At 67.6% G+C, this 17109-nt stretch carries 19 protein-coding genes and 1 tRNA gene; 12 read left to right on the top strand and 8 right to left on the bottom strand.

The window, feature by feature from the left end:
- The first annotated feature begins 62 nt into the window (after nucleotides 1–62).
- Together egtC and egtD are read left to right on the top strand one after the other, a co-directional pair.
- On the top strand, nucleotides 63–869 hold the full coding sequence (gene egtC / locus NA4_RS24880; RefSeq protein ID WP_067474703.1) for an ergothioneine biosynthesis protein EgtC: 807 nt from the start codon (nucleotides 63–65) through the stop codon (nucleotides 867–869).
- A 16-nt stretch (nucleotides 870–885) separates the two neighbouring features.
- Entirely contained in the window at nucleotides 886–1857 is a 972-nt protein-coding gene (gene egtD, locus NA4_RS24875) for an L-histidine N(alpha)-methyltransferase (protein ID WP_067474701.1), read from the top strand.
- A gap of 176 nt (nucleotides 1858–2033) precedes the next feature.
- Here egtD and NA4_RS24870 read toward each other — a convergent pair whose 3' ends face one another.
- Nucleotides 2034–2573 carry a nuclear transport factor 2 family protein gene (locus NA4_RS24870; RefSeq protein WP_084497419.1) on the bottom strand — a complete coding sequence of 180 codons (540 nt, stop codon included), beginning with the start codon at nucleotides 2571–2573 and terminating at the stop codon, nucleotides 2034–2036.
- 99 nt (nucleotides 2574–2672) lie between these two features.
- On the opposite strand from NA4_RS24870, the gene NA4_RS24865 reads away from it, so the two are divergent.
- Nucleotides 2673–3125, top strand: coding sequence for a MarR family winged helix-turn-helix transcriptional regulator (locus NA4_RS24865; protein WP_067474699.1), 453 nt, complete (start codon nucleotides 2673–2675; stop codon nucleotides 3123–3125).
- Nucleotides 3126–3297: 172 nt separating this feature from the next.
- Here NA4_RS24865 and NA4_RS24860 read toward each other — a convergent pair whose 3' ends face one another.
- The 6 genes from NA4_RS24860 to NA4_RS24835 form a co-directional block, all read right to left on the bottom strand.
- Nucleotides 3298–3942: a DUF2461 domain-containing protein gene (locus NA4_RS24860; protein ID WP_067474697.1), complete on the bottom strand. Its 645-nt coding sequence runs from the start codon at nucleotides 3940–3942 to the stop codon at nucleotides 3298–3300.
- 53 nt (nucleotides 3943–3995) lie between these two features.
- Nucleotides 3996–4994: a hypothetical protein gene (locus NA4_RS24855; RefSeq protein WP_067474694.1), complete on the bottom strand. Its 999-nt coding sequence runs from the start codon at nucleotides 4992–4994 to the stop codon at nucleotides 3996–3998.
- A 103-nt stretch (nucleotides 4995–5097) separates the two neighbouring features.
- Nucleotides 5098–5358, bottom strand: a complete 261-nt coding sequence (locus tag NA4_RS24850; protein WP_067474692.1) for a hypothetical protein — start codon at nucleotides 5356–5358, stop codon at nucleotides 5098–5100.
- 97 nt (nucleotides 5359–5455) lie between these two features.
- A complete protein-coding gene (locus tag NA4_RS24845; protein ID WP_067474690.1) occupies nucleotides 5456–6436 on the bottom strand; it encodes a ribose-phosphate diphosphokinase in 981 nt (326 codons plus the stop codon).
- Between the two features lie 2 nt (nucleotides 6437–6438).
- Entirely contained in the window at nucleotides 6439–7923 is a 1485-nt protein-coding gene (gene glmU, locus NA4_RS24840) for a bifunctional UDP-N-acetylglucosamine diphosphorylase/glucosamine-1-phosphate N-acetyltransferase GlmU (protein WP_067474688.1), read from the bottom strand.
- 91 nt (nucleotides 7924–8014) lie between these two features.
- Nucleotides 8015–8085, bottom strand: a tRNA-Gln gene (locus NA4_RS24835).
- 370 nt (nucleotides 8086–8455) lie between these two features.
- Between NA4_RS24835 and NA4_RS24830 the strand changes: the two genes are divergently transcribed.
- The 9 genes from NA4_RS24830 to NA4_RS24790 all read left to right on the top strand — a co-directional run bounded on the left by NA4_RS24830 (nucleotide 8456) and on the right by NA4_RS24790 (nucleotide 16567).
- Complete coding sequence (locus NA4_RS24830; RefSeq protein ID WP_067474686.1) at nucleotides 8456–9070, top strand: TetR/AcrR family transcriptional regulator; 615 nt, start codon at nucleotides 8456–8458, stop codon at nucleotides 9068–9070.
- A 181-nt stretch (nucleotides 9071–9251) separates the two neighbouring features.
- A complete protein-coding gene (locus tag NA4_RS24825) occupies nucleotides 9252–9899 on the top strand; it encodes a TetR family transcriptional regulator (RefSeq protein ID WP_067474684.1) in 648 nt (215 codons plus the stop codon).
- Nucleotides 9900–9966: 67 nt separating this feature from the next.
- Nucleotides 9967–10254 carry a DUF1330 domain-containing protein gene (locus tag NA4_RS24820; RefSeq protein WP_067474682.1) on the top strand — a complete coding sequence of 96 codons (288 nt, stop codon included), beginning with the start codon at nucleotides 9967–9969 and terminating at the stop codon, nucleotides 10252–10254.
- Nucleotides 10255–10390: 136 nt separating this feature from the next.
- Nucleotides 10391–14002, top strand: coding sequence for a transcription-repair coupling factor (gene mfd, locus NA4_RS24815; RefSeq protein WP_067474679.1), 3612 nt, complete (start codon nucleotides 10391–10393; stop codon nucleotides 14000–14002).
- A complete protein-coding gene (locus NA4_RS24810) occupies nucleotides 13999–14769 on the top strand; it encodes a nucleoside triphosphate pyrophosphohydrolase (protein ID WP_084497418.1) in 771 nt (256 codons plus the stop codon). The genes mfd and NA4_RS24810 overlap by 4 nt, the downstream gene beginning before the upstream one ends.
- Nucleotides 14770–14822: 53 nt before the next feature.
- Nucleotides 14823–15083, top strand: coding sequence for an AbrB/MazE/SpoVT family DNA-binding domain-containing protein (locus NA4_RS24805; protein WP_067474676.1), 261 nt, complete (start codon nucleotides 14823–14825; stop codon nucleotides 15081–15083).
- The gene (locus NA4_RS24800; protein WP_067474673.1) at nucleotides 15083–15502 is read left to right on the top strand and encodes a PIN domain-containing protein; all 420 of its coding nucleotides are present in this window, start codon (nucleotides 15083–15085) and stop codon (nucleotides 15500–15502) included. Before NA4_RS24805 ends, NA4_RS24800 begins: the two co-directional genes overlap by 1 nt.
- 451 nt (nucleotides 15503–15953) lie before the next feature.
- Nucleotides 15954–16148 (top strand): type II toxin-antitoxin system VapB family antitoxin, encoded by a 195-nt coding sequence (locus NA4_RS41565; protein WP_169811112.1) that lies wholly within the window; start codon nucleotides 15954–15956, stop codon nucleotides 16146–16148.
- The gene (locus tag NA4_RS24790; protein WP_067474667.1) at nucleotides 16145–16567 is read left to right on the top strand and encodes a PIN domain nuclease; all 423 of its coding nucleotides are present in this window, start codon (nucleotides 16145–16147) and stop codon (nucleotides 16565–16567) included. Before NA4_RS41565 ends, NA4_RS24790 begins: the two co-directional genes overlap by 4 nt.
- Nucleotides 16568–16667: 100 nt before the next feature.
- On the opposite strand, the gene NA4_RS24785 is transcribed toward NA4_RS24790, so the two are convergent.
- Entirely contained in the window at nucleotides 16668–17093 is a 426-nt protein-coding gene (locus NA4_RS24785) for a DUF4254 domain-containing protein (RefSeq protein ID WP_067474665.1), read from the bottom strand.
- Nucleotides 17094–17109 lie beyond the last annotated feature (16 nt).

Genomic DNA, 17109 nt, shown 5'->3' with positions numbered 1-17109 from the left:
CGCGCATGGCGGGGCCGAGTGCCAGCGAGGCGGAGTCGTGAGCGACACAGGGGCGGGCGCCGATGTGTAGACATCTGGGTTACATCGGCCCTCCGGTGCGCGTCGGCGAGATGCTGACGCTCGGATCGCACTCCTTGCGCACCCAGTCGTGGGCTCCGAAGGACATGCGCCGCGGCGGCACCATCAACGCCGACGGCTTCGGCGTCGCGTGGTGGCACACCGCGCAGGACGTAATCACCGTCAGCCGGTACCGCAACGCCGCGCCGATCTGGACCGACCCGGCGGTGGAGGAAGTGCTGCCGCACCTGGAGTCCTCCGCGGTGCTCGGCGCGGTGCGGTCGGCGACGGTCGGCATGCCGGTGGAGCGCTCCGCGTGCGCGCCGTTCACCCGGGACCGCTGGGCCTTCAGCCACAATGGCGTCGTTCCGGACTGGCGCCGCACCCTGACCGCGGTGGCCGCCGAGTTCGCGCTCATCGCGGCCGAACTCGGCGCCGAGGAACTGTTCACCGCGGCGCGGCTGCTGGAGGCGGAGTCGGCCACCGACACCGCCACGCTGTGGGTGCTGCTGTGCGATCTGCTGGCCACCAGCTCGCCGGACGGCGAGTGGTCCGCGGCCCCGGCGGCGTTGCGGCTGCTCGTTTCCGCGATTCTCGACCGAGCACCGGAGGCACGCCTGAATTTCCTGCTCTGCGACGGTGCGCAGCTATGGGCGACCACCTGCCACCACTCGTTGTCGGCGCTGGTCACCGACAGCTTCGCGATCCTGTCCTCCGAACCGTTCGACGACGACCCCCGCTGGCACTCGATCCCGGACCGCAGCCTGGTGACCGCAAGGCCCGGTGCGCTGTCCGTCGACACCCTCCTCTGACCGAAAGGCCCCTGCCGTGACCGCAGCGACCCTGGACATCCATCTCACCGACGACGACCTGACCGCGGCGTTGCGCGCGGACGCGCGGTTGGGACTGACCGCGGACCCCAAGTGGCTGCCGCCCAAATGGTTCTATGACGCCAGGGGCAGCGAGTTGTTCGAGCAGATCACCGAGCTGCCCGAGTACTACCCGACGCGCACCGAGCGCGCGCTACTGGAGCGAGTGGTCGATGCGATCGCCCGCGCCGCGCAGGCCGAGGTGCTCGTCGAGCTCGGTGCGGGTTCGGCGGCCAAGACCCGGCTGCTGCTCACCGCGCTCAGCGCACAGGGACCACTGAAGACCTATGTGCCGCAGGATGTTTCCTCGGCGGCGCTGCGCGCAACGGCGGACGACGTCGCCGCCGAGTTCCCCGGGCTCGCCGTGCACGGTGTGGTCAGCGATTTCACCGACACGCTGCAGAATCTGCCGCGCGGTGGCCGCCGGATGATCGCCTTCCTCGGCGGCACCATCGGCAATCTGGTCCCGGAGGAACGCGCCGAGTTCCTGGGCAGGATCCACGACGTGCTGGAGCCCGGCGAACATGTGCTGCTCGGCGCCGGGCTGGTCATCGACCCCGCGGTGCTGGTGCCCGCCTACGACGACGCGGCGGGCGTCACCGCCGAGTTCAACCGCAACGTGTTGCACGTGCTGAACTCTCGGCTGCGCGCCGACTTCGCGCCGGAGAAGTTCCGCCACGTCGCGGTCTGGGATCCGGCGCGGGAGTGGATCGAGATGCGGCTGGAGGCGAGCGAGGACATGACCGTCACGGTCGCCGACCTCGATCTCACCGTCCGCTTCGCCCGCGGCGAGCAGCTGCGGACCGAGATCTCGGCGAAGTTCCGCATCGAGCGCCTCGACGCCGAGCTCGCCGCCGCGGGCTTCGCCACGCGGGACGTATGGACCGACCCGGACGAGCGGTTCGCGCTGGTGCTCGCGGAACGCCGCTGATCGTCTGCCTGTGCAGGGGCTCGTGTCGGTGACCTGGGCGGCGTCTCGCCCACGACGTCCAGAGCACGATGTCGCGGGCCCCCGCTACAGCAGCCGGCCCAGTTCTCCGACATGAACGACCGCGACCGCAAGAATCGACGTAGTCGCGTCGGCAGGAGAAATCGGGTGTGACCGGATCAGGACGGCAGGGTTCCGGTGGCCCAGACGGGTGCGGTTTCTACGCGTGAGAATCGCCAGCCTTCGGGGGTGCGGATGGCGTCGAATTGGTACGCCCCACCCGCTGTGAACAGAGGTTCCGGGGCTATCTTGCCGTCGACGGTCGATCTAGGAGCGATTACGAGGACTGAAGTAGCACGGACCGCCGCTCGGTCACCGGCCAAGTCGATCTGCACGTTGCTGATGTAGTGCGGAGCTCGCCGTTCGTTCGAATGGGTCCGGCTGGCCAGCGCGATTACGGCGTCACGTCCTTGCGCCTCGCCGCCAGGGGACTTTGCCTTCACGTCTGCGGTGTAGATCGTGTCGAACGTGTCGAATCGACCTTCGTCGAGGGCGCTTGCCAGGCGGTCGACCAGGGTATGGAGCTCGTGACGGTCGAGCAGTTCTCGCAGTTGACGCCGGGTGGAGTCATCGGTCGCGGTGGCATCGGTCGAGCACGCGGTAGCCAGCAGCGCCAACGGCAACGCAAGGATGGGGAGGGCGCGGCGGAGCTTGTTCATCGGACGGTCCTTTCGCCACTATTGTTGGTACCTCCAACGTGGGTGTAACCAACGATATCAGTTGTGGGTGGCACCAACAAGTGTTGGTAGATTGACCGCATGGAGATTGCGCATGACCGCGCGGCGAGCAGGCTGCGCGGATTGCCGACCCGGCTGGTCACCCAGGTCGCTGTCCTGGCTGATCGCGCCACCGAGCGTGCCCTTGCCGACACCGGGCTACGTCGGCATCACTACGCGCTGCTCGTCACCCTGCGTGAGTTCGGTCCCGCCAGTCAGGCGGACCTCGGCCGCCGCACCCGCATCGATCGCAGCGATATCGTTGCCGCGCTCAATGACCTGGCCGAGCGTGGTCTGGTCGATCGCAGTCCCGACCCCGGCGACCGCCGCCGCAATGTCGTCACCATTACGGAACCGGGCACCGATCACCTCGCGGAGCTGGACCGCAGGCTCGATCGTGCCCAAGACGAACTGGTCGCCGCCCTTTCGGCAGACCAGCGCCGCCAGCTGGTCGACCTACTCACCCGGATCCTCGACGACCACGCCCAAAGATGAGCCCCGCTGCCAGGTGGCACAGGAGCGGGCACACGCGCAGACCGGAACCGCCGCCAGTCACCCACCACCCCGTCCAGGTGGCCGACGCCGAATCGCGGGTGATCATGCCACCGCCTTCCGGCTCAGATCGCCGTGCATATGTGCAGGCCGTCGTCGTACGGTCCGCGCGGTACTACGACGGTGCGCCGCCGACCACCGCGGCCAGCCATTCGATCAGCGGCCGCATCGTCTCCCAGGCGGCGCGGACCTCCTTCGCCGCCCGCGGCGTCTCCAGCCAGGTGGGCGCTCCGAATTCCTTTCCGCAGGTGAGGGATTTGTGCCGGAGCAGATCGATGCGTGGATGGTCGGCGTTGTAGCCCTTCGGCCTGGTCTTCAGCTGCTCGCCGCCGATGGTGAAGCCCGCCGCGGCCAGTTTCGCGAGAATCGCCACCAGCTCGGGTCCGCGCACGTCGTCATCGATGGTGGCGCGCAGCTGCGCGAGCTGGTCGGGAGAGCCCTGGTAGAAGCCGCCGCCGACGAACAAGCCCCCGGCGTTGATCTGGACGTACCAGCCGACGCCTGGCGCGGCGCGCACCACGGCGCCCTGGGCGGTCTTGTACGGTGACTTGTCCTTGGCGAACCGCACGTCCCGATACGGCCGGAAGATCTTGGCCGACCCGAATGCCGGTTCGAGTTCGGTGACCAGCGCGGTCATGGGCTGCTTCACCGCGCGGTCGTAGATCTCTTTGTTCGCCGTCCAGAAGGCCTTGGAGTTGTCGGCCTCGAGATCTTCGTAGAAGTCCAGTCCGGCCAGCGGGAAGCCCGCGAATCGGGTCATGATCGTGCCCCTACTGCCCACCGGGCCACACCGAATCGACGCATACCGGAAATCTACGTCGTCAGGTCTCCGCCGAAAACGACGAACCCGACGATGAAGCCGATCACCATTCCGACGCCCGACGCGATCGCGGCCCATTTACCGAGCGATTCGCCCTTGTTGTGCCCGATCACGCCCAGCACGATCCCGGCAGGGCCGAACAGGATCGGGCAGAACAGCACCGCCGTCACCGCGCAGACGAATCCGATGATCGAGTACACCTGGCTACCCGTCTGCCGGGGCGGGGTGGCATAGGGTTCGTATCCCTGCTGCGGGTAGGACGGATAGCCGTATTGCGGCGGCTGCGGTCCGCCGGGCGGATAGTTGTACGCTCCGCCCGGCGGGTACTGGGATGGACCACCAGGCGGATATGGCTGCTGAGCAGGGTACGGCGGCTGCCCGGCCGAGGGGTACGGCGGCTGCTCGCCCAGCGGCTGCTGCGGCTGTTCGCCGGGCGGGTACTGCGGTCGTTCGCCGGACGGGTACTGCGGCTGTTCGCCGGACGGGTACCGCGGCTGTTCGCCGGACGGATATGGCGGTTGACCGCCCGACCCGAACCGCGCTCGATCATCCGGCGTGAACCGCTTCGTCGGCTCGTCGGCCGGGGGTTGCGGCGCCGACCCGGACAACGGGGTTTCCGGCGGCTGGCCAGGCGAGGCGGGTTCCGCACCCCACGATTGCTGACCGGTCTCGCCGTTGGCGCCCCATGGCTGGGGCTCGGCGGGCTGACCGCTGGGTTCGGCGCCCCACTGCCCGCCCAACGGTCCGGCGGGCGGCGTGCCGGTGGGATGCCACCATTCTCCAGGGCCCGCGGCTTGCCCCGGCTCGCCTTCAGGTTGCTGCTCGGCGGGCTTCGGTTCTTTTCCGGCGGATTCGTCGCCTGGCGCCGACGACGGAGTATCGCCAGTCGGCTGCTGCGCGGGTTCGCCGCCGGTCGCGTCCCCGGTGTGCTGCGACGACGCCGCCGGGCGCTGGGCGTCGTCGGTGGGTTCCGGATCCTTCGGCGTGCTCATGGCACCCTCCTCGTATCGTCCCGGTCACACCACCTATGCCTACCACGGCGAACTCGTCGTCATACCCGATTGCACCGGTGTGGCGCGCCGGGCCGAGCACGTGTCAGAGGTCTTCGTCGCTGACGATCTCGATCGCGGCCACCTCGGCGGATCGGTCGTCGGCCTCGTTCTCCTCGGCGCGGCCGTTGCTCTGCGTCCACTCCTGGTCGAGCTCGTCACCGATGGCGAGCCTGCCGTCGTCCTCGCTCTCGTGGTAGCGGATGGTCAGGTCTTCCGGCGGATCCTCGATGTTGCGCTGGTACTCGCGGATCTCGTACTCCTGGTCGTCGTCCCCCATCTCGGTTTCCAACGGGTCACGGTCCATACCCCCAGTATCCCCGCCGATCGCCACGATTAACGGGACTCGCGCACGAAAACGGCGGCCCGGACCGGAGTCCGAGCCGCCGTTTTGCGCAGTATTCCTACGCGTTGCCGTTGAAAAGACCTGTGACGGAGCCGTTTTCGAAGACTTCGCGGATTGTGCGGGCCAGCAGCGGTGCGATGGACAGCACGGTCAGCTGCGGGAATTTCTTCTCCTCGCTGATCGGCAGCGTGTTCGTCACCACGACCTCTTTGGCGCCGCAGGTGGCGAGGCGCTCGGCGGCGGGCGAGCTCAGCACGCCGTGCGTCGCGGCGATCACCACGTCACCGGCGCCGGCCTGCTGGAGCACCTTGACCGCACCTGCGATGGTGCCGCCGGTGTCGATCATGTCGTCGATCAGGATGCAGGTACGGCCCTCGACCTCGCCGACCACGCGGTTGGACTTCACCTGGTTGGGCACCAGCGGGTCGCGGGTCTTGTGGATGAACGCCAGCGGCGAGCCGCCCAGCGAGTCGGCCCACTTCTCGGCGACGCGCACGCGGCCGGAGTCGGGGGAGACCACGGTGATGTGCTCGAGGCTGTAGTTGTTCCGGATGTATTCCGCCAGCTGCAGCTGGGCATGCATGTGGTCGACCGGGCCGTCGAAGAAGCCCTGGATCTGGTCGGTGTGCAGGTCGACGGTGATGATCCGGTCCGCGCCCGCGGTCTTCAGCAGATCGGCGACCAGCCGGGCCGAGATGGGCTCGCGACCGCGGTGCTTCTTGTCCTGGCGCGCGTACGGGTAGAACGGCAGCACCGCGGTGATCCGCTTGGCCGAGCCGCGCTTGAGCGCATCGATCATGATGAGCTGCTCCATCAGCCACTGGTTCAGCGGCGCGGGGAAGCTCTGCAGGACGAAGGCGTCCGATCCGCGGACCGACTCCTCGAAGCGGACGAAGATCTCGCCATTGGCGAAGTCGCGCGCGACCTGCGGCGTGACGTGGACGTCGAGTTCCTTGGCGACCTGCTCGGCCAGCTCAGGATGGGCGCGTCCCGAGAAGAGCATGAGGTTCTTCTGGTTGTCGATCCATGACGCGGTCACTGCTACTTGCCATCCTTTTGCTCGATTGCCTGACCCGACATCTCTTTGGCCGCGATGGCTTCCGCCGCCGCGCGCGCCGCGTCCGTCCCTGGACGGTGCCGCTGCACCCAGCCCTCGATGTTCTTCTGCGGTCCACCGGACACCGCGAGAGCCCCGGGCGGAACGTTTCTGCGCAGTACAGTACCCGCCGCCGTGTAGGCGCCGTCACCCACCGTCACGGGCGCGACGAACATCGTGTCGCTGCCGGTACGCACATGCGAGCCGACCACCGTGTGGTGCTTGCTCACGCCGTCGTAGTTGACGAAAACGCTCGACGCGCCGATGTTGCTGTGCTCGCCGATGGTGGCGTCGCCGACGTAGGTCAGATGCGGCACCTTGGAGTGCGCGCCGATCGAGGCGTTCTTGGTCTCCACGAAGGCGCCCAGCTTGCCCGTGTCGCCGACTACCGTGCCGGGGCGCAAGTAGCTGAACGGGCCGATCGTCGCGTTCGGTCCGATGGTCGCGCCGTCACCGTGGGTGCGGACCACCTTGGCCCCGTCGCCGACCACCACGTCGGTGAGCGTGCTGTCCGGGCCGACCTCGGCGTCCTCGCCGATGACCGTGTTGCCGAGCAGCTGCACGCCCGGGCGCAGCACCGCGTCCCTGCCGATCCGCACGCCGGCGTCCACCCAGGTGGAGGCGGGGTCCATGATCGTGACACCCGCGCGCATGTGGCGCTCCAGGATGTACCGGTTGAGCGTGCGCGCGGCCGCGGCCAGTTGCACCCGGTCGTTCACCCCGGTGACCTTGGCCGCGTCGACCAGGCGGGCGCCGTGCACCGGGTGACCGGCCTCGCGGGCCAGGCGCAGCACGTCGGTCAGATACAGCTCGTGCTGGGCGTTGGCGGTGGACAGCCTGCTGATCATGGTGCGCAGCACCGCGGCGTCGAACGCGTACACGCCGGAGTTGACCTCGGTGATCGCGGTCTGCTCCGGGGTGGCGTCGGCGTGCTCGACGATCTCGGCCAGCTGACCGTCCGCGTCGCGCACGATTCGGCCGTAGCCGTTCGGGTCCTCGGGCACGAAGGTCAGCACCGTGACCGCGGGACGCTCGGCATAGCTGCGGTGCTCGTCGAGTAGCGCGGCGAGTGTGTGCCCGTCCAGCAGCGGCACGTCGGCGGAGGTGACCAGGACGTCGCCGGTGAAGCCGACCGGCAGGGCGGCCAGTGCGCACTGCACCGCGTGCCCCGTGCCGAGTTGCTCCTCCTGCACGGCGGGGGTGATCTCGCGGCCCAGATCGTCGGCCACCGCGGTGACCGCCCCGCCGACTTGTTCACGGTCGTGGCCAACCACGGTGATGAGGTATGCGGGGTCGATCTCGTTCGCCGCATGCAGCGCGTGCGCGAGCATGCTCCGGCCGGCCAGCGGATGCAGTACCTTGGGGGTCTTCGACCGCATTCGCGTTCCGGCACCGGCTGCGAGAACGACGACGGCGGTCTGCTGTGGCATGGATCTCCCTCGGCTGCCTGTCCTCGTGCTGGGCTGTCGTCGTGCTTGGTCAGCGATGTGCGGGCCAACGATTGTCGTTCGTGCTCTCGAGCTCCGCCGCCAGGACTCGAACCTGAACTCTCTGAACCAAAATCAGATGTGCTGCCATTACACCACGGCGGATTGCCACACCGGCGGTTCGGTAAACCCCCGCCGCTGTGCCACGGCACGGGATGAATCCTCGCATACTCTCCCGCCTCCCCGCGAATTGTTGCCTCGGCCGCCCCTCCGCGTCCTCGGGCCGTACAAGTCGGGAGGGTGGGGTGCGAATGAGTGTCTGGAGCGGTGATCGAGGGTCGATCGGGGGCGTGGCCGAGCGGTCTGGAAAGGTTGTATCCGAACATTGGTGCCGTGTGTCTGCCGCGTGTCGGAGGTTTCCCGACGTGACGAGGAAATCCTGCGCCACCCAACTTGTACGGCCTTAGATTCCGGAGAGGCGGATGAGACAGTGTCAGTGTCTTCGGGTGAGCCGCATCGGGTGTCCCGGCCGCGCATGACCGGCACCCAGCGGCGCCAGCAGTTGATCGAGATCGGTCGCGCGCTGTTCGCCGAACGTGGGTACGACGCGACGTCGATCGAAGAGATCGCGCAACGCGCCCAGGTCTCCAAACCCGTGGTGTACGAACACTTCGGCGGCAAAGAGGGCTTGTACGCGGTGGTCGTCGATCGCGAGATGTCGATGCTGCTGGACATGATCACGTCCTCGCTCACGCAGAACCGATCCCGGATCCGGCTGGAACAGGTCGCGCTGGCATTGCTGACCTACATCGAAGAGCGGACCGACGGGTTTCGAATTCTGGTGCGCGATCAGCCCGCCGCGGCGGCCGAAGGCAGGTACTCCAGTTTGCTCAACGAGGCGACCAATCAGGTGGCGCACATCCTGGCGGGCGATTTCGAGCGGCGCGGGTTCGATGCCAGCCTGTCCACCCTGTACGCGCAGGCGCTCGTCGGTCAGGTGGCTACCGCCGCGACCTGGTGGCTGGACGAGCGCAGACCGTCGAAAGAGGTGGTGGCGGCACATCTGGTGAACCTGTGCTGGAACGGGCTGAGCCATCTCGAGGCCCAGCCGCAGCTGAGCTCCGAATGGCGTGCGGGGGCCGGGGAGTGACCCGGATTGTTAACCAGCGAATTGCGCGGTAGGTCTGGCCGAATGCTCGAATTGGCTGCTGGGCGCGCTCCTGGTGGTACCGTTCACCCATCCTCTGGGTGCTGTTCGGGCGGTAAGTCGGTCAACTTCGGGATGTCGGTCTACTTCAGGATGGCTGGTTTTGGGATGACAGGCGGATCTGATGGCTAGGCAAGCGCGCGCGGAGATCACCCGCGATTCCGTCCTGGCGGGCGCTGCCGATGTCTTTCTGCGCTTGGGGTATGCGAACGCAAGCCTGAGCGAGATCATCGCGCAGTCCAATGTGACCAAGGGCGCCTTGTATTTTCACTTCGGCTCGAAGGAAGAGCTGGCCCGCGCCGTGGTCGACCAGGGCAACGAGAGACTCGTCAGCTCGTGTCAGGGCTTCTTCGATCCCCGGGTGCCCGCGCTGGAAGCGTGCATCGGGATCACCTATGTCGTCGCCGATCTATCGATGAACGATCCGATGGTCGGCGCGATGCTCAAGCTGACCCACCAGATCGGCGACTACCGGGGCGCTCAGGGCGACAACATCGCCAAGACCTGGGGCGACACCTACCGGCTGCTCGCCGAACGGGCGGTCGCCCAGGGCGATCTGCTCCCCGATCTGGATGCCGACGTCATCGGCCTGCTCTTGCAGGAGATGGCCGCCGGTGTGCACATCATCGCGGTCGGCACGGAATCGATCGACCAGATGGCGGTGCGGATGGAGCGCGCGTGGTACTTCCTGCTCCCCGCCATCGTGCCGCCCGAAAAGCTCTCGTACTTCAGGGAATTCGCGGCCAGACGGTTGCGGCGCTACGTGCCGTAATTTTTGGCAGCGCCAGCGGCGCTAGTCTCGGATGGGTTCTGACCCGCTCGTCCCAACGGAGTCGCGCATGCCCGCTTATGTCATTGTCGAAGCCGATGTGCTGGACGAAGAAGTCGGTCTGGCGTACTGGCGGCTGGCGGAGCCGTCGATCCGGCGGTTCGGCGGGCGCTACCTTGTCGCTTCTGTGCCCGAGGCGGTCGAGGGCGCTTGGCCCGGGCGTGCGGTCGTCCTGGAGTTCCCGGACCTGGACCGGATCAGGGAGTGGTACGACTCCCCCGAGTATCTGGCGGCGCGGGAGGTGCGCAAGTCGGGGGTCGAGGTGCGGATGATCTTCGCCGACGGCGTCCCCGGGTAGGTGTGCGTGCGTCCCGCCCGCTTGGATGAGAGTCAACGGGCGGCCGTGAACCCACAGTGCGGCGGCTACCGCGACAAGAGCACTTACTAGACTCGGTTGGCTGCTCGAACCGCCCGTCTGCGCTCAGGAGTCGTCGATGTCCACCCACCGCCCGCCGTTGGCGGGACTGGCCGCCGCGGCCGGTGCCGATACCTCGCTACGGACCGTCGCGGAGCTGATCGGCACCTCGTCGGTCGAGTTGGTGGCGCCCTCGGCGGTACGGCCGTTCGTCGCCGCCACCATCGCGTCGAGCAAACCGCTTGTTGTGGTCACCGCGACGGGACGCGAGGCCGACGATCTGACCGTCGAGCTGGAGGAGATGCTCGGTCCGGCGGTCGCGCAGTTCCCGTCCTGGGAGACGCTGCCGCACGAGCGGCTCTCGCCCGGCGCGGACACCGTGGGGCGCAGGCTGGAGGTGTTGCGCCGGATCGCGCACCCGGACGATCCGCATTCCCCCGCGCCGCTGCGGGTGGTGGTGACCACCGTGCGGTCGCTGATGCAGCCGATGGCGGGCGGGCTCGGCGATATCGAGCCGATCGTGCTGCGCGTCGGCATCGAGCTGGACTTCGACGAATTGCTCACGCGGCTGGTGGAATTCGCCTACACGCGGGTCGACATGGTGGGCAAGCGCGGGGAGTTCGCGGTGCGCGGCGGCATCCTGGACGTCTTCCCGCCCACCGCGGACCATCCGGTGCGCGTCGAGTTCTGGGGCGACGAGATCACCGAGCTGCGGCCGTTCGCCGTCGCCGACCAGCGCTCGCTGCCGGACGTCGCGGTGGACGTGGTCGTCGCGCCGCCCTGCCGCGAACTGCTGCTCACCGACGCCGTGCGCCAGCGCGCCGCCGAAGTGGCCGTCGCCAACGCGGCCGACGCGGCGCTGGTGGAGATGCTGGAGAAACTGGCGGGCGGCGTGCCGGTGGACGGCATGGAGGCGCTGTTGCCGGTGTTGCAACCCGGCGACCTGCGCCTGCTCACTGAAGTGCTGCCCGAGGGCACGCACGTGCTGCTGTGCGATCCGGAGAAGATCCGCACCCGCGCGGCCGACCTGGTGCGCACCGGCGAGGAATTCCTGGAGGCATCCTGGACGGCGGCCTCCTTCGGCGGCGCCGCCCCGCTCGGCGGGCACGGTCTCGACCTGGCCGCCTCGGCCTACCGCCCGTTGTCCGAGATCCATGCCAGCGCCGACCGGGAGGGCCTGCCCTGGTGGACGCTGAGCCCGCTCGCGTCCGGCGACTCGTCCGAGGTGGTGCTGCCGGTGCTGCCCGGCCCGGCCGCGCGCGGGTCCGACGAGCTGGTGGCCACCCTCTTCGCCTCGATGCGCGCACACGTGTCCACCGGCGGCAAGGCGGTCGTGGTCGTTGCAGGTCACGGTACGGCGCAGCGCATTCTGGAACGGCTGGCCGACGCCGATGTCCCCGCCGCCGCGCTGGAGACCGGCGCCGAGCCGAACGAAGGCGTGGTCGGCGTGCTGTGCGGTTCGCTGCACGACGGCCTGGTGTTCGAGAACGCCGGGTTGGTGGTCGTCGCCGAGTCCGACCTCACCGGCAACCGGGTCACCGCGCCCACCGAAGCCAAGCGGATGCCCGCGAAACGCCGCAACCAGGTCGACCCGCTCGCACTGAGCGCGGGCGACATGGTGGTGCACGACCAGCACGGCATCGGCAAGTTCGTGGAGATGATCGAGCGCACGGTCGGCGGCGCCCGCCGCGAGTACCTGGTGATCGAGTACGCGCCGAGCAAGCGCGGCCAGCCCGGCGACCGGCTGTTCGTCCCGATGGAATCCCTCGACCAGCTCTCCCGCTACGTCGGCGGTGAGATGCCGAGCCTGTCCAGGCTCGGCGGCTCGGACTGGGCCAATACGAAACGAAAGGCGCGCAAGGCCGTTCGCGAGATCGCGGGCGAGCTGGTGCAGCTGTATGCCGCTCGGCAGGCCGCGCCCGGGCACGCGTTCGGGCTCGACACGCCGTGGCAGCAGGAGATGGAGGACGCGTTCGCGTTCACCGAGACCGTCGACCAGATGACCGCCATCGCCGAGGTGAAGGCGGACATGGAGAAGCCGGTCCCGATGGACCGGGTGGTCTGCGGCGACGTGGGCTACGGCAAGACCGAGATCGCCGTGCGCGCGGCGTTCAAGGCGGTGCAGGACGGCAAGCAGGTCGTCGTGCTGGTGCCGACCACGCTGCTCGCGCAGCAGCATTTGCAGACCTTCACCGAGCGGGTGGCGGGCTTCCCGATCACCGTGAAGGGCCTGTCCCGCTTCACCGATCCCGCCGAGGCGCGCGCCGTGCTGGAGGGAATGGCCGACGGCGGCGTCGACATCGTGGTGGGCACGCACCGGCTGTTGCAGACCGGTGTGCGCTGGAAGGATCTCGGCCTCGTCGTGGTCGACGAGGAGCAGCGGTTCGGCGTCGAGCACAAAGAGCACATCAAGGCGCTGCGCACCCACGTCGACGTGCTGACCATGTCGGCAACCCCGATTCCGCGCACCCTGGAGATGAGCCTGGCCGGTATCCGCGAGATGTCGACCATCCTCACGCCGCCGGAGGAACGTCACCCGGTGCTCACCTATGTCGGCGGCTACAACGACAAGCAGGTCACCGCGGCCATCCGCCGCGAGCTGCTGCGGGACGGCCAGGTGTTCTACGTGCACAACCGGGTGTCGTCGATCGACAAGGCAGCCAAGCGGATCCGTGATCTGGTGCCCGAGGCGCGCGTGGTCGTCGCGCACGGCCAGATGAACGAGGACGCGCTGGAGTCCACCGTGCAGGGCTTCTGGCAGCGCGAATACGACGTGCTGGTGTGCACCACGATCATCGAGACCGGCCTGGACATCTCCAACGCCAACACATTGATCGTAGAACGTGCCGACGCGCTGGGACTTTCGCAGCTGCACCAGCTGCGCGGCCGCGTCGGACGCAGCCGGGAGCGCGGGTACGCGTACTTCCTGTATCCGCCGGAGAAGCCGCTCACCGAGACCGCCTACGACCGCCTGGCCACCATCTCGCAGAACTCCGACTTGGGCGCGGGCATGGCGGTCGCGATGAAGGACCTGGAGATCCGCGGCGCGGGCAACGTGCTCGGCGCCGAACAGTCCGGCCATGTCGCCGGCGTCGGCTTCGATCTCTACGTCCGTCTGGTGGGCGAGGCGGTCGAGGCATACCGCGCCGCCGCCGACGGCAAGCCGATCACCACCGAGGAAGTCAAGGAGGTGCGCATCGACCTACCCGTGGACGCGCACATCCCACCCGACTACATCGCCAGCGATCGGCTCCGCCTGGAGGCGTATCGCAAACTGGCCGCCGCCCAGGACGATTCGGCCCTGGCACTGGTGGTCGAGGAACTCGTCGACCGCTACGGTCCGCTGCCGGTGGAGGTCGGCCGCTTGGTCTCGGTGGCCAAGCTGCGGCTGCTCGCCCGCGAATACGAGGTCACCGAAATCGCGGTCACCGGGACGACGTTGAAGGTCTCGCCGCTGCATCTGCCCGATTCCAAGCAGTTGCGTCTGAAGCGGCTGTACCCGAGCGCCGGGTACCGCGCCGCGTCCGGGGTGGTGCAGCTGCCGCTGCCCCGCGTACAGGACAGCGTCGGCGCCGAACGGGTTCGCGATGTCGTGCTGCTCCAGTTCGTGGCGGATCTGCTGCTCGCCTTGGACGGAAAGGCGCAGGGCGCGGTCGACCTCACTGTGGCCGCCGAGTTGGCACCCCGATGAGCTCAGCGGATCACGACGAGTCGGTGCACGGGGCGCCATCCAACGGTGTGGATCGTCCGGCCTCGGGCGGCGAGCCGACTTCACGCACCGATACGGCGGTGGTCGCGGCAGGGCTGGCCGGAGCCGTCGAGGTCATGGACCGCCTCTGGCATTTCGGTGGCTGGGAGGTCACCCAGACCCACGACTCCCTGCGCCCGTACCTGCTCGAGGAGACCTACGAACTGCTCGACGCCATCCAGCACGACGACGCCGAGACGATCAAGGAAGAACTCGGCGACCTGCTGCTCCAGGTCCTCTTCCATTCCCGGATCGCCGAGGCCGCAGGCGAATTCACCGTCGACGACGTCGCCGCCGCCCTGGTCGCCAAACTGGTCAACCGCAGCCCGCACCTCGCCGACTCCGCGATCGACCCCGCCGCCTCGGTGCAGGAGAAGATCGCCGCCCAGGAACGCGCCTGGGAAGAACGCAAATCCGCCGAAAAATCCCGCCGCTCCTGCCTGGACGGCATAGCGATGGCCCAACCCGCCCTGGCCCTGGCCGAAAAGGTCATCTCCCGCGCCACCAAGGCAGGCCTTCCACCCGACCTCATCCCCGCATCCCTCCGCGTCGTCCACCTCGGCGGCCCGGAGAGCGCCGAGGAACGCCTCCGCAAGACCACCCTCGCATTCGCCGCCGCCATCCGCGCGGCGGAGGATGCCGCGGAAAAGGCTCGGAGCGACCGCCTTCCGCTTGTGATCGACGACTGGCGACGGTACTGGCCTGCCTGACACTTCCACGGGGTCATTACATATGGGCAGATATAATGGGTTCTGGTGATGTAATGAACATGGATACGACCATTACCGTCACGAGCAAAGGGCAGGCGACGTTGCCGGTCGCGATCCGGCGGCAGCTCGGCTTGGCCGAGTCGGGCGGTGTGCTGCGCGCGCATTTGAACGAGGACACGGGCGAACTCGTCTTGAGCAAACCTCCGAGCATCACTGATCTGAGCGAACGCATCAGTCGTCACATCAAGCCGGGTACTCGGCCGCTGCTCGACGTCGATGACTTCTACCAGTCCCAGCGCGAGTCGCGGATCTGATGGCGGCGGGTGCCAGGAGATCCGCCGGTTCGCTCGATGCGAATGTCGTGCTTCGCTTGCTGCTCAATGATGTCCCGGATCAGCACGCGGCAGCGGTCAGTTTGCTCGAAGGCGCCGAGGCGCCGTTCGCCGTACCGGATGTGGCCATTATCGAAGTAGTTTTCGCCTTGTGCCGGTACTACGAGTTCAGCCGGGACGCGGCGACCGAAGCAATCGAAGGTCTGATGTCCCTGGTCGAGATCGAATGCAATCGTGACCTGTTCGCACGCGCCCTGCCGGTGTTCGCCGAACGTCCGAAGCTGTCGTTCGACGACTGCTGCCTGGCTGCATCTGCGGAGTTGTCCGACGCGGAGCCACTGTGGACATTCGACAAGAAATTGGCGACCCAGACGAAGGCGGCTCGCCTGGTGCCGGTGTGAGCCTTCCTGGCCTCACCATCTGCGGAAATCGCGACTCGACTCAGCGGCCCCGCATGACGGTCCCGGACACGCCACGAATGAGAGCAGGGACGACGGAAAAGGTCGAGTCGGAAAAGTTCCGAGAACAGGCGCATTTCGTTCGGCAGGTCGGGTCGAATGATGTCGGTCCAGCGCCCGGAGCGGGCGTGGGCGATGATCGGGCCGACTGTGAATCGCTTTCATAAACACCCAAACCTTGCTGTCTCCCGTTTTGCTCTGGATATGTGAGCACGGGCGCTGAACACAACCGAATTCGCTTGGCGGACGAGACAAGGGTGTGCCCTGGCGACTGCCCCGGCGCCCTCTTGCGTGGCAGGTTGATGGAACGACTCCGCCAAGCGAGATGCTCAGCTGGAGATCGGTTTGATATCATCAGTCCGATGCCGAACTCATCGCCTTGGAGGTGATTTTGATGCGAACCACCATCGACCTGGACGAAGACTGGGAAGAGGTCGCGCAGGTGCTCGGTACGCACGGCAAGACGGAGACCGTCAACCGCGCCTTGGCGCACGTCCTCGCCGAACATCGCCGTGCGCGGGCGCTGGAAACTTTCCGAACCGTACAGCTGGACCTCGACCCGGAGACCATGCGCGGAGCCTGGGAGTGACCGACGCGCCGGTATACCTCGCAGACAAATCCGCTCATGCCCAGCGGTACACCTCGGAGGACGCCGCGCGGCGCCTGGACAGCGAAATCGCCACCGGTCGTCTCGCGGTTTGCGAGATGGTCGCGCTCGAGTTGCTGTACTCGGCGCGCAACGGCTCCGACTATCTTCGGCTGAACACCGCTCTCGAAGCCCTGCCGTGGGTTGCGACCGAGAGTGCTGCGATGAGACGGGCGCTCGACGTTCAGCGCCAGCTCGCGAAGCGAGGCCAACACCGCCGACCGCTGCCTGATCTGATTATCGCGGCCACTGCCGAGCTCACCGGACTTGTTGTGCTGCATTACGACCGCGATTTCGACCTTATCGCCGACATCACCGGTCAGCCGGTCGAATGGATCGTACCGCGCGGTACCGCAGGCTGACCCGCCATCCTAGTTGGGCCGAACACAGCCCACCCGACGTGCGATGCCAAGCGAGCATTGGCCCAATCGGGCTGATTCGCATTCGGCGAGCTTGCCGAAACTAATGACCTCCTGGCAGACGGCGGCGGCCAAGTGTGACGTCGGTGGCCAGGTCTTCATAGCCGATGGCCAGTTCGGCGAGCTGCTCCCACCTGTCCCGCAGATCCCATTCGCAGCCGCTGGTGAGGGCCGCGTAGGCGCTGGAGGTGAGTTGGGCTAGGCGGTCGATCACAGATCCCACCGTCTCGGTGTGGACCATGGCCGCGCCGTGCGAAGGCGGTAGCTGGGCGGTGATCCAGCGGTTGATTTCGTGGATCAGTTCGGTGCGCTCGCGGTCGATGTCGTCGTGCTGGTCATGGTGCAGGGTGCGCTTGCGTTCGTGCAGGTCGGTCAGCTGTCGAGCCCAGCGCAGCAAAGGGTGGTCGTGGACAGCTTCGCCCCGGCAGGCTTGCAGCAGTTGGTTTTTTGTTGGGAACGGCTGCTTCATCGGGGCATCTGCCTAG

It is taken from the genome of Nocardia amamiensis NBRC 102102, assembly GCF_001612745.1.
Lineage (GTDB): Bacteria > Actinomycetota > Actinomycetes > Mycobacteriales > Mycobacteriaceae > Nocardia > Nocardia amamiensis.
This window is presented reverse-complemented; position numbering and strand designations above follow the sequence as displayed.

Bases quoted from the DNA above. Each gene is read 5' to 3' on its own strand.
- egtC (WP_067474703.1), top strand. From the start codon at position 63: ATGTGTAGACATCTGGGTTACATCGGCCCTCCGGTGCGCGTCGGCGAG.
- NA4_RS24870 (WP_084497419.1), bottom strand. From the start codon at position 2,573: ATGAACAAGCTCCGCCGCGCCCTCCCCATCCTTGCGTTGCCGTTGGCG.
- NA4_RS24865 (WP_067474699.1), top strand. From the start codon at position 2,673: ATGGAGATTGCGCATGACCGCGCGGCGAGCAGGCTGCGCGGATTGCCG.
- NA4_RS24860 (WP_067474697.1), bottom strand. From the start codon at position 3,942: ATGACCCGATTCGCGGGCTTCCCGCTGGCCGGACTGGACTTCTACGAA.
- NA4_RS24855 (WP_067474694.1), bottom strand. From the start codon at position 4,994: ATGAGCACGCCGAAGGATCCGGAACCCACCGACGACGCCCAGCGCCCG.
- NA4_RS24850 (WP_067474692.1), bottom strand. From the start codon at position 5,358: ATGGACCGTGACCCGTTGGAAACCGAGATGGGGGACGACGACCAGGAG.
- glmU (WP_067474688.1), bottom strand. From the start codon at position 7,923: ATGCCACAGCAGACCGCCGTCGTCGTTCTCGCAGCCGGTGCCGGAACG.
- NA4_RS24830 (WP_067474686.1), top strand. From the start codon at position 8,456: ATGACCGGCACCCAGCGGCGCCAGCAGTTGATCGAGATCGGTCGCGCG.
- NA4_RS24825 (WP_067474684.1), top strand. From the start codon at position 9,252: ATGGCTAGGCAAGCGCGCGCGGAGATCACCCGCGATTCCGTCCTGGCG.
- NA4_RS24820 (WP_067474682.1), top strand. From the start codon at position 9,967: ATGCCCGCTTATGTCATTGTCGAAGCCGATGTGCTGGACGAAGAAGTC.
- mfd (WP_067474679.1), top strand. From the start codon at position 10,391: ATGTCCACCCACCGCCCGCCGTTGGCGGGACTGGCCGCCGCGGCCGGT.
- NA4_RS24810 (WP_084497418.1), top strand. From the start codon at position 13,999: ATGAGCTCAGCGGATCACGACGAGTCGGTGCACGGGGCGCCATCCAAC.
- NA4_RS24805 (WP_067474676.1), top strand. From the start codon at position 14,823: ATGAACATGGATACGACCATTACCGTCACGAGCAAAGGGCAGGCGACG.
- NA4_RS24800 (WP_067474673.1), top strand. From the start codon at position 15,083: ATGGCGGCGGGTGCCAGGAGATCCGCCGGTTCGCTCGATGCGAATGTC.
- NA4_RS41565 (WP_169811112.1), top strand. From the start codon at position 15,954: ATGCGAACCACCATCGACCTGGACGAAGACTGGGAAGAGGTCGCGCAG.
- NA4_RS24785 (WP_067474665.1), bottom strand. From the start codon at position 17,093: ATGAAGCAGCCGTTCCCAACAAAAAACCAACTGCTGCAAGCCTGCCGG.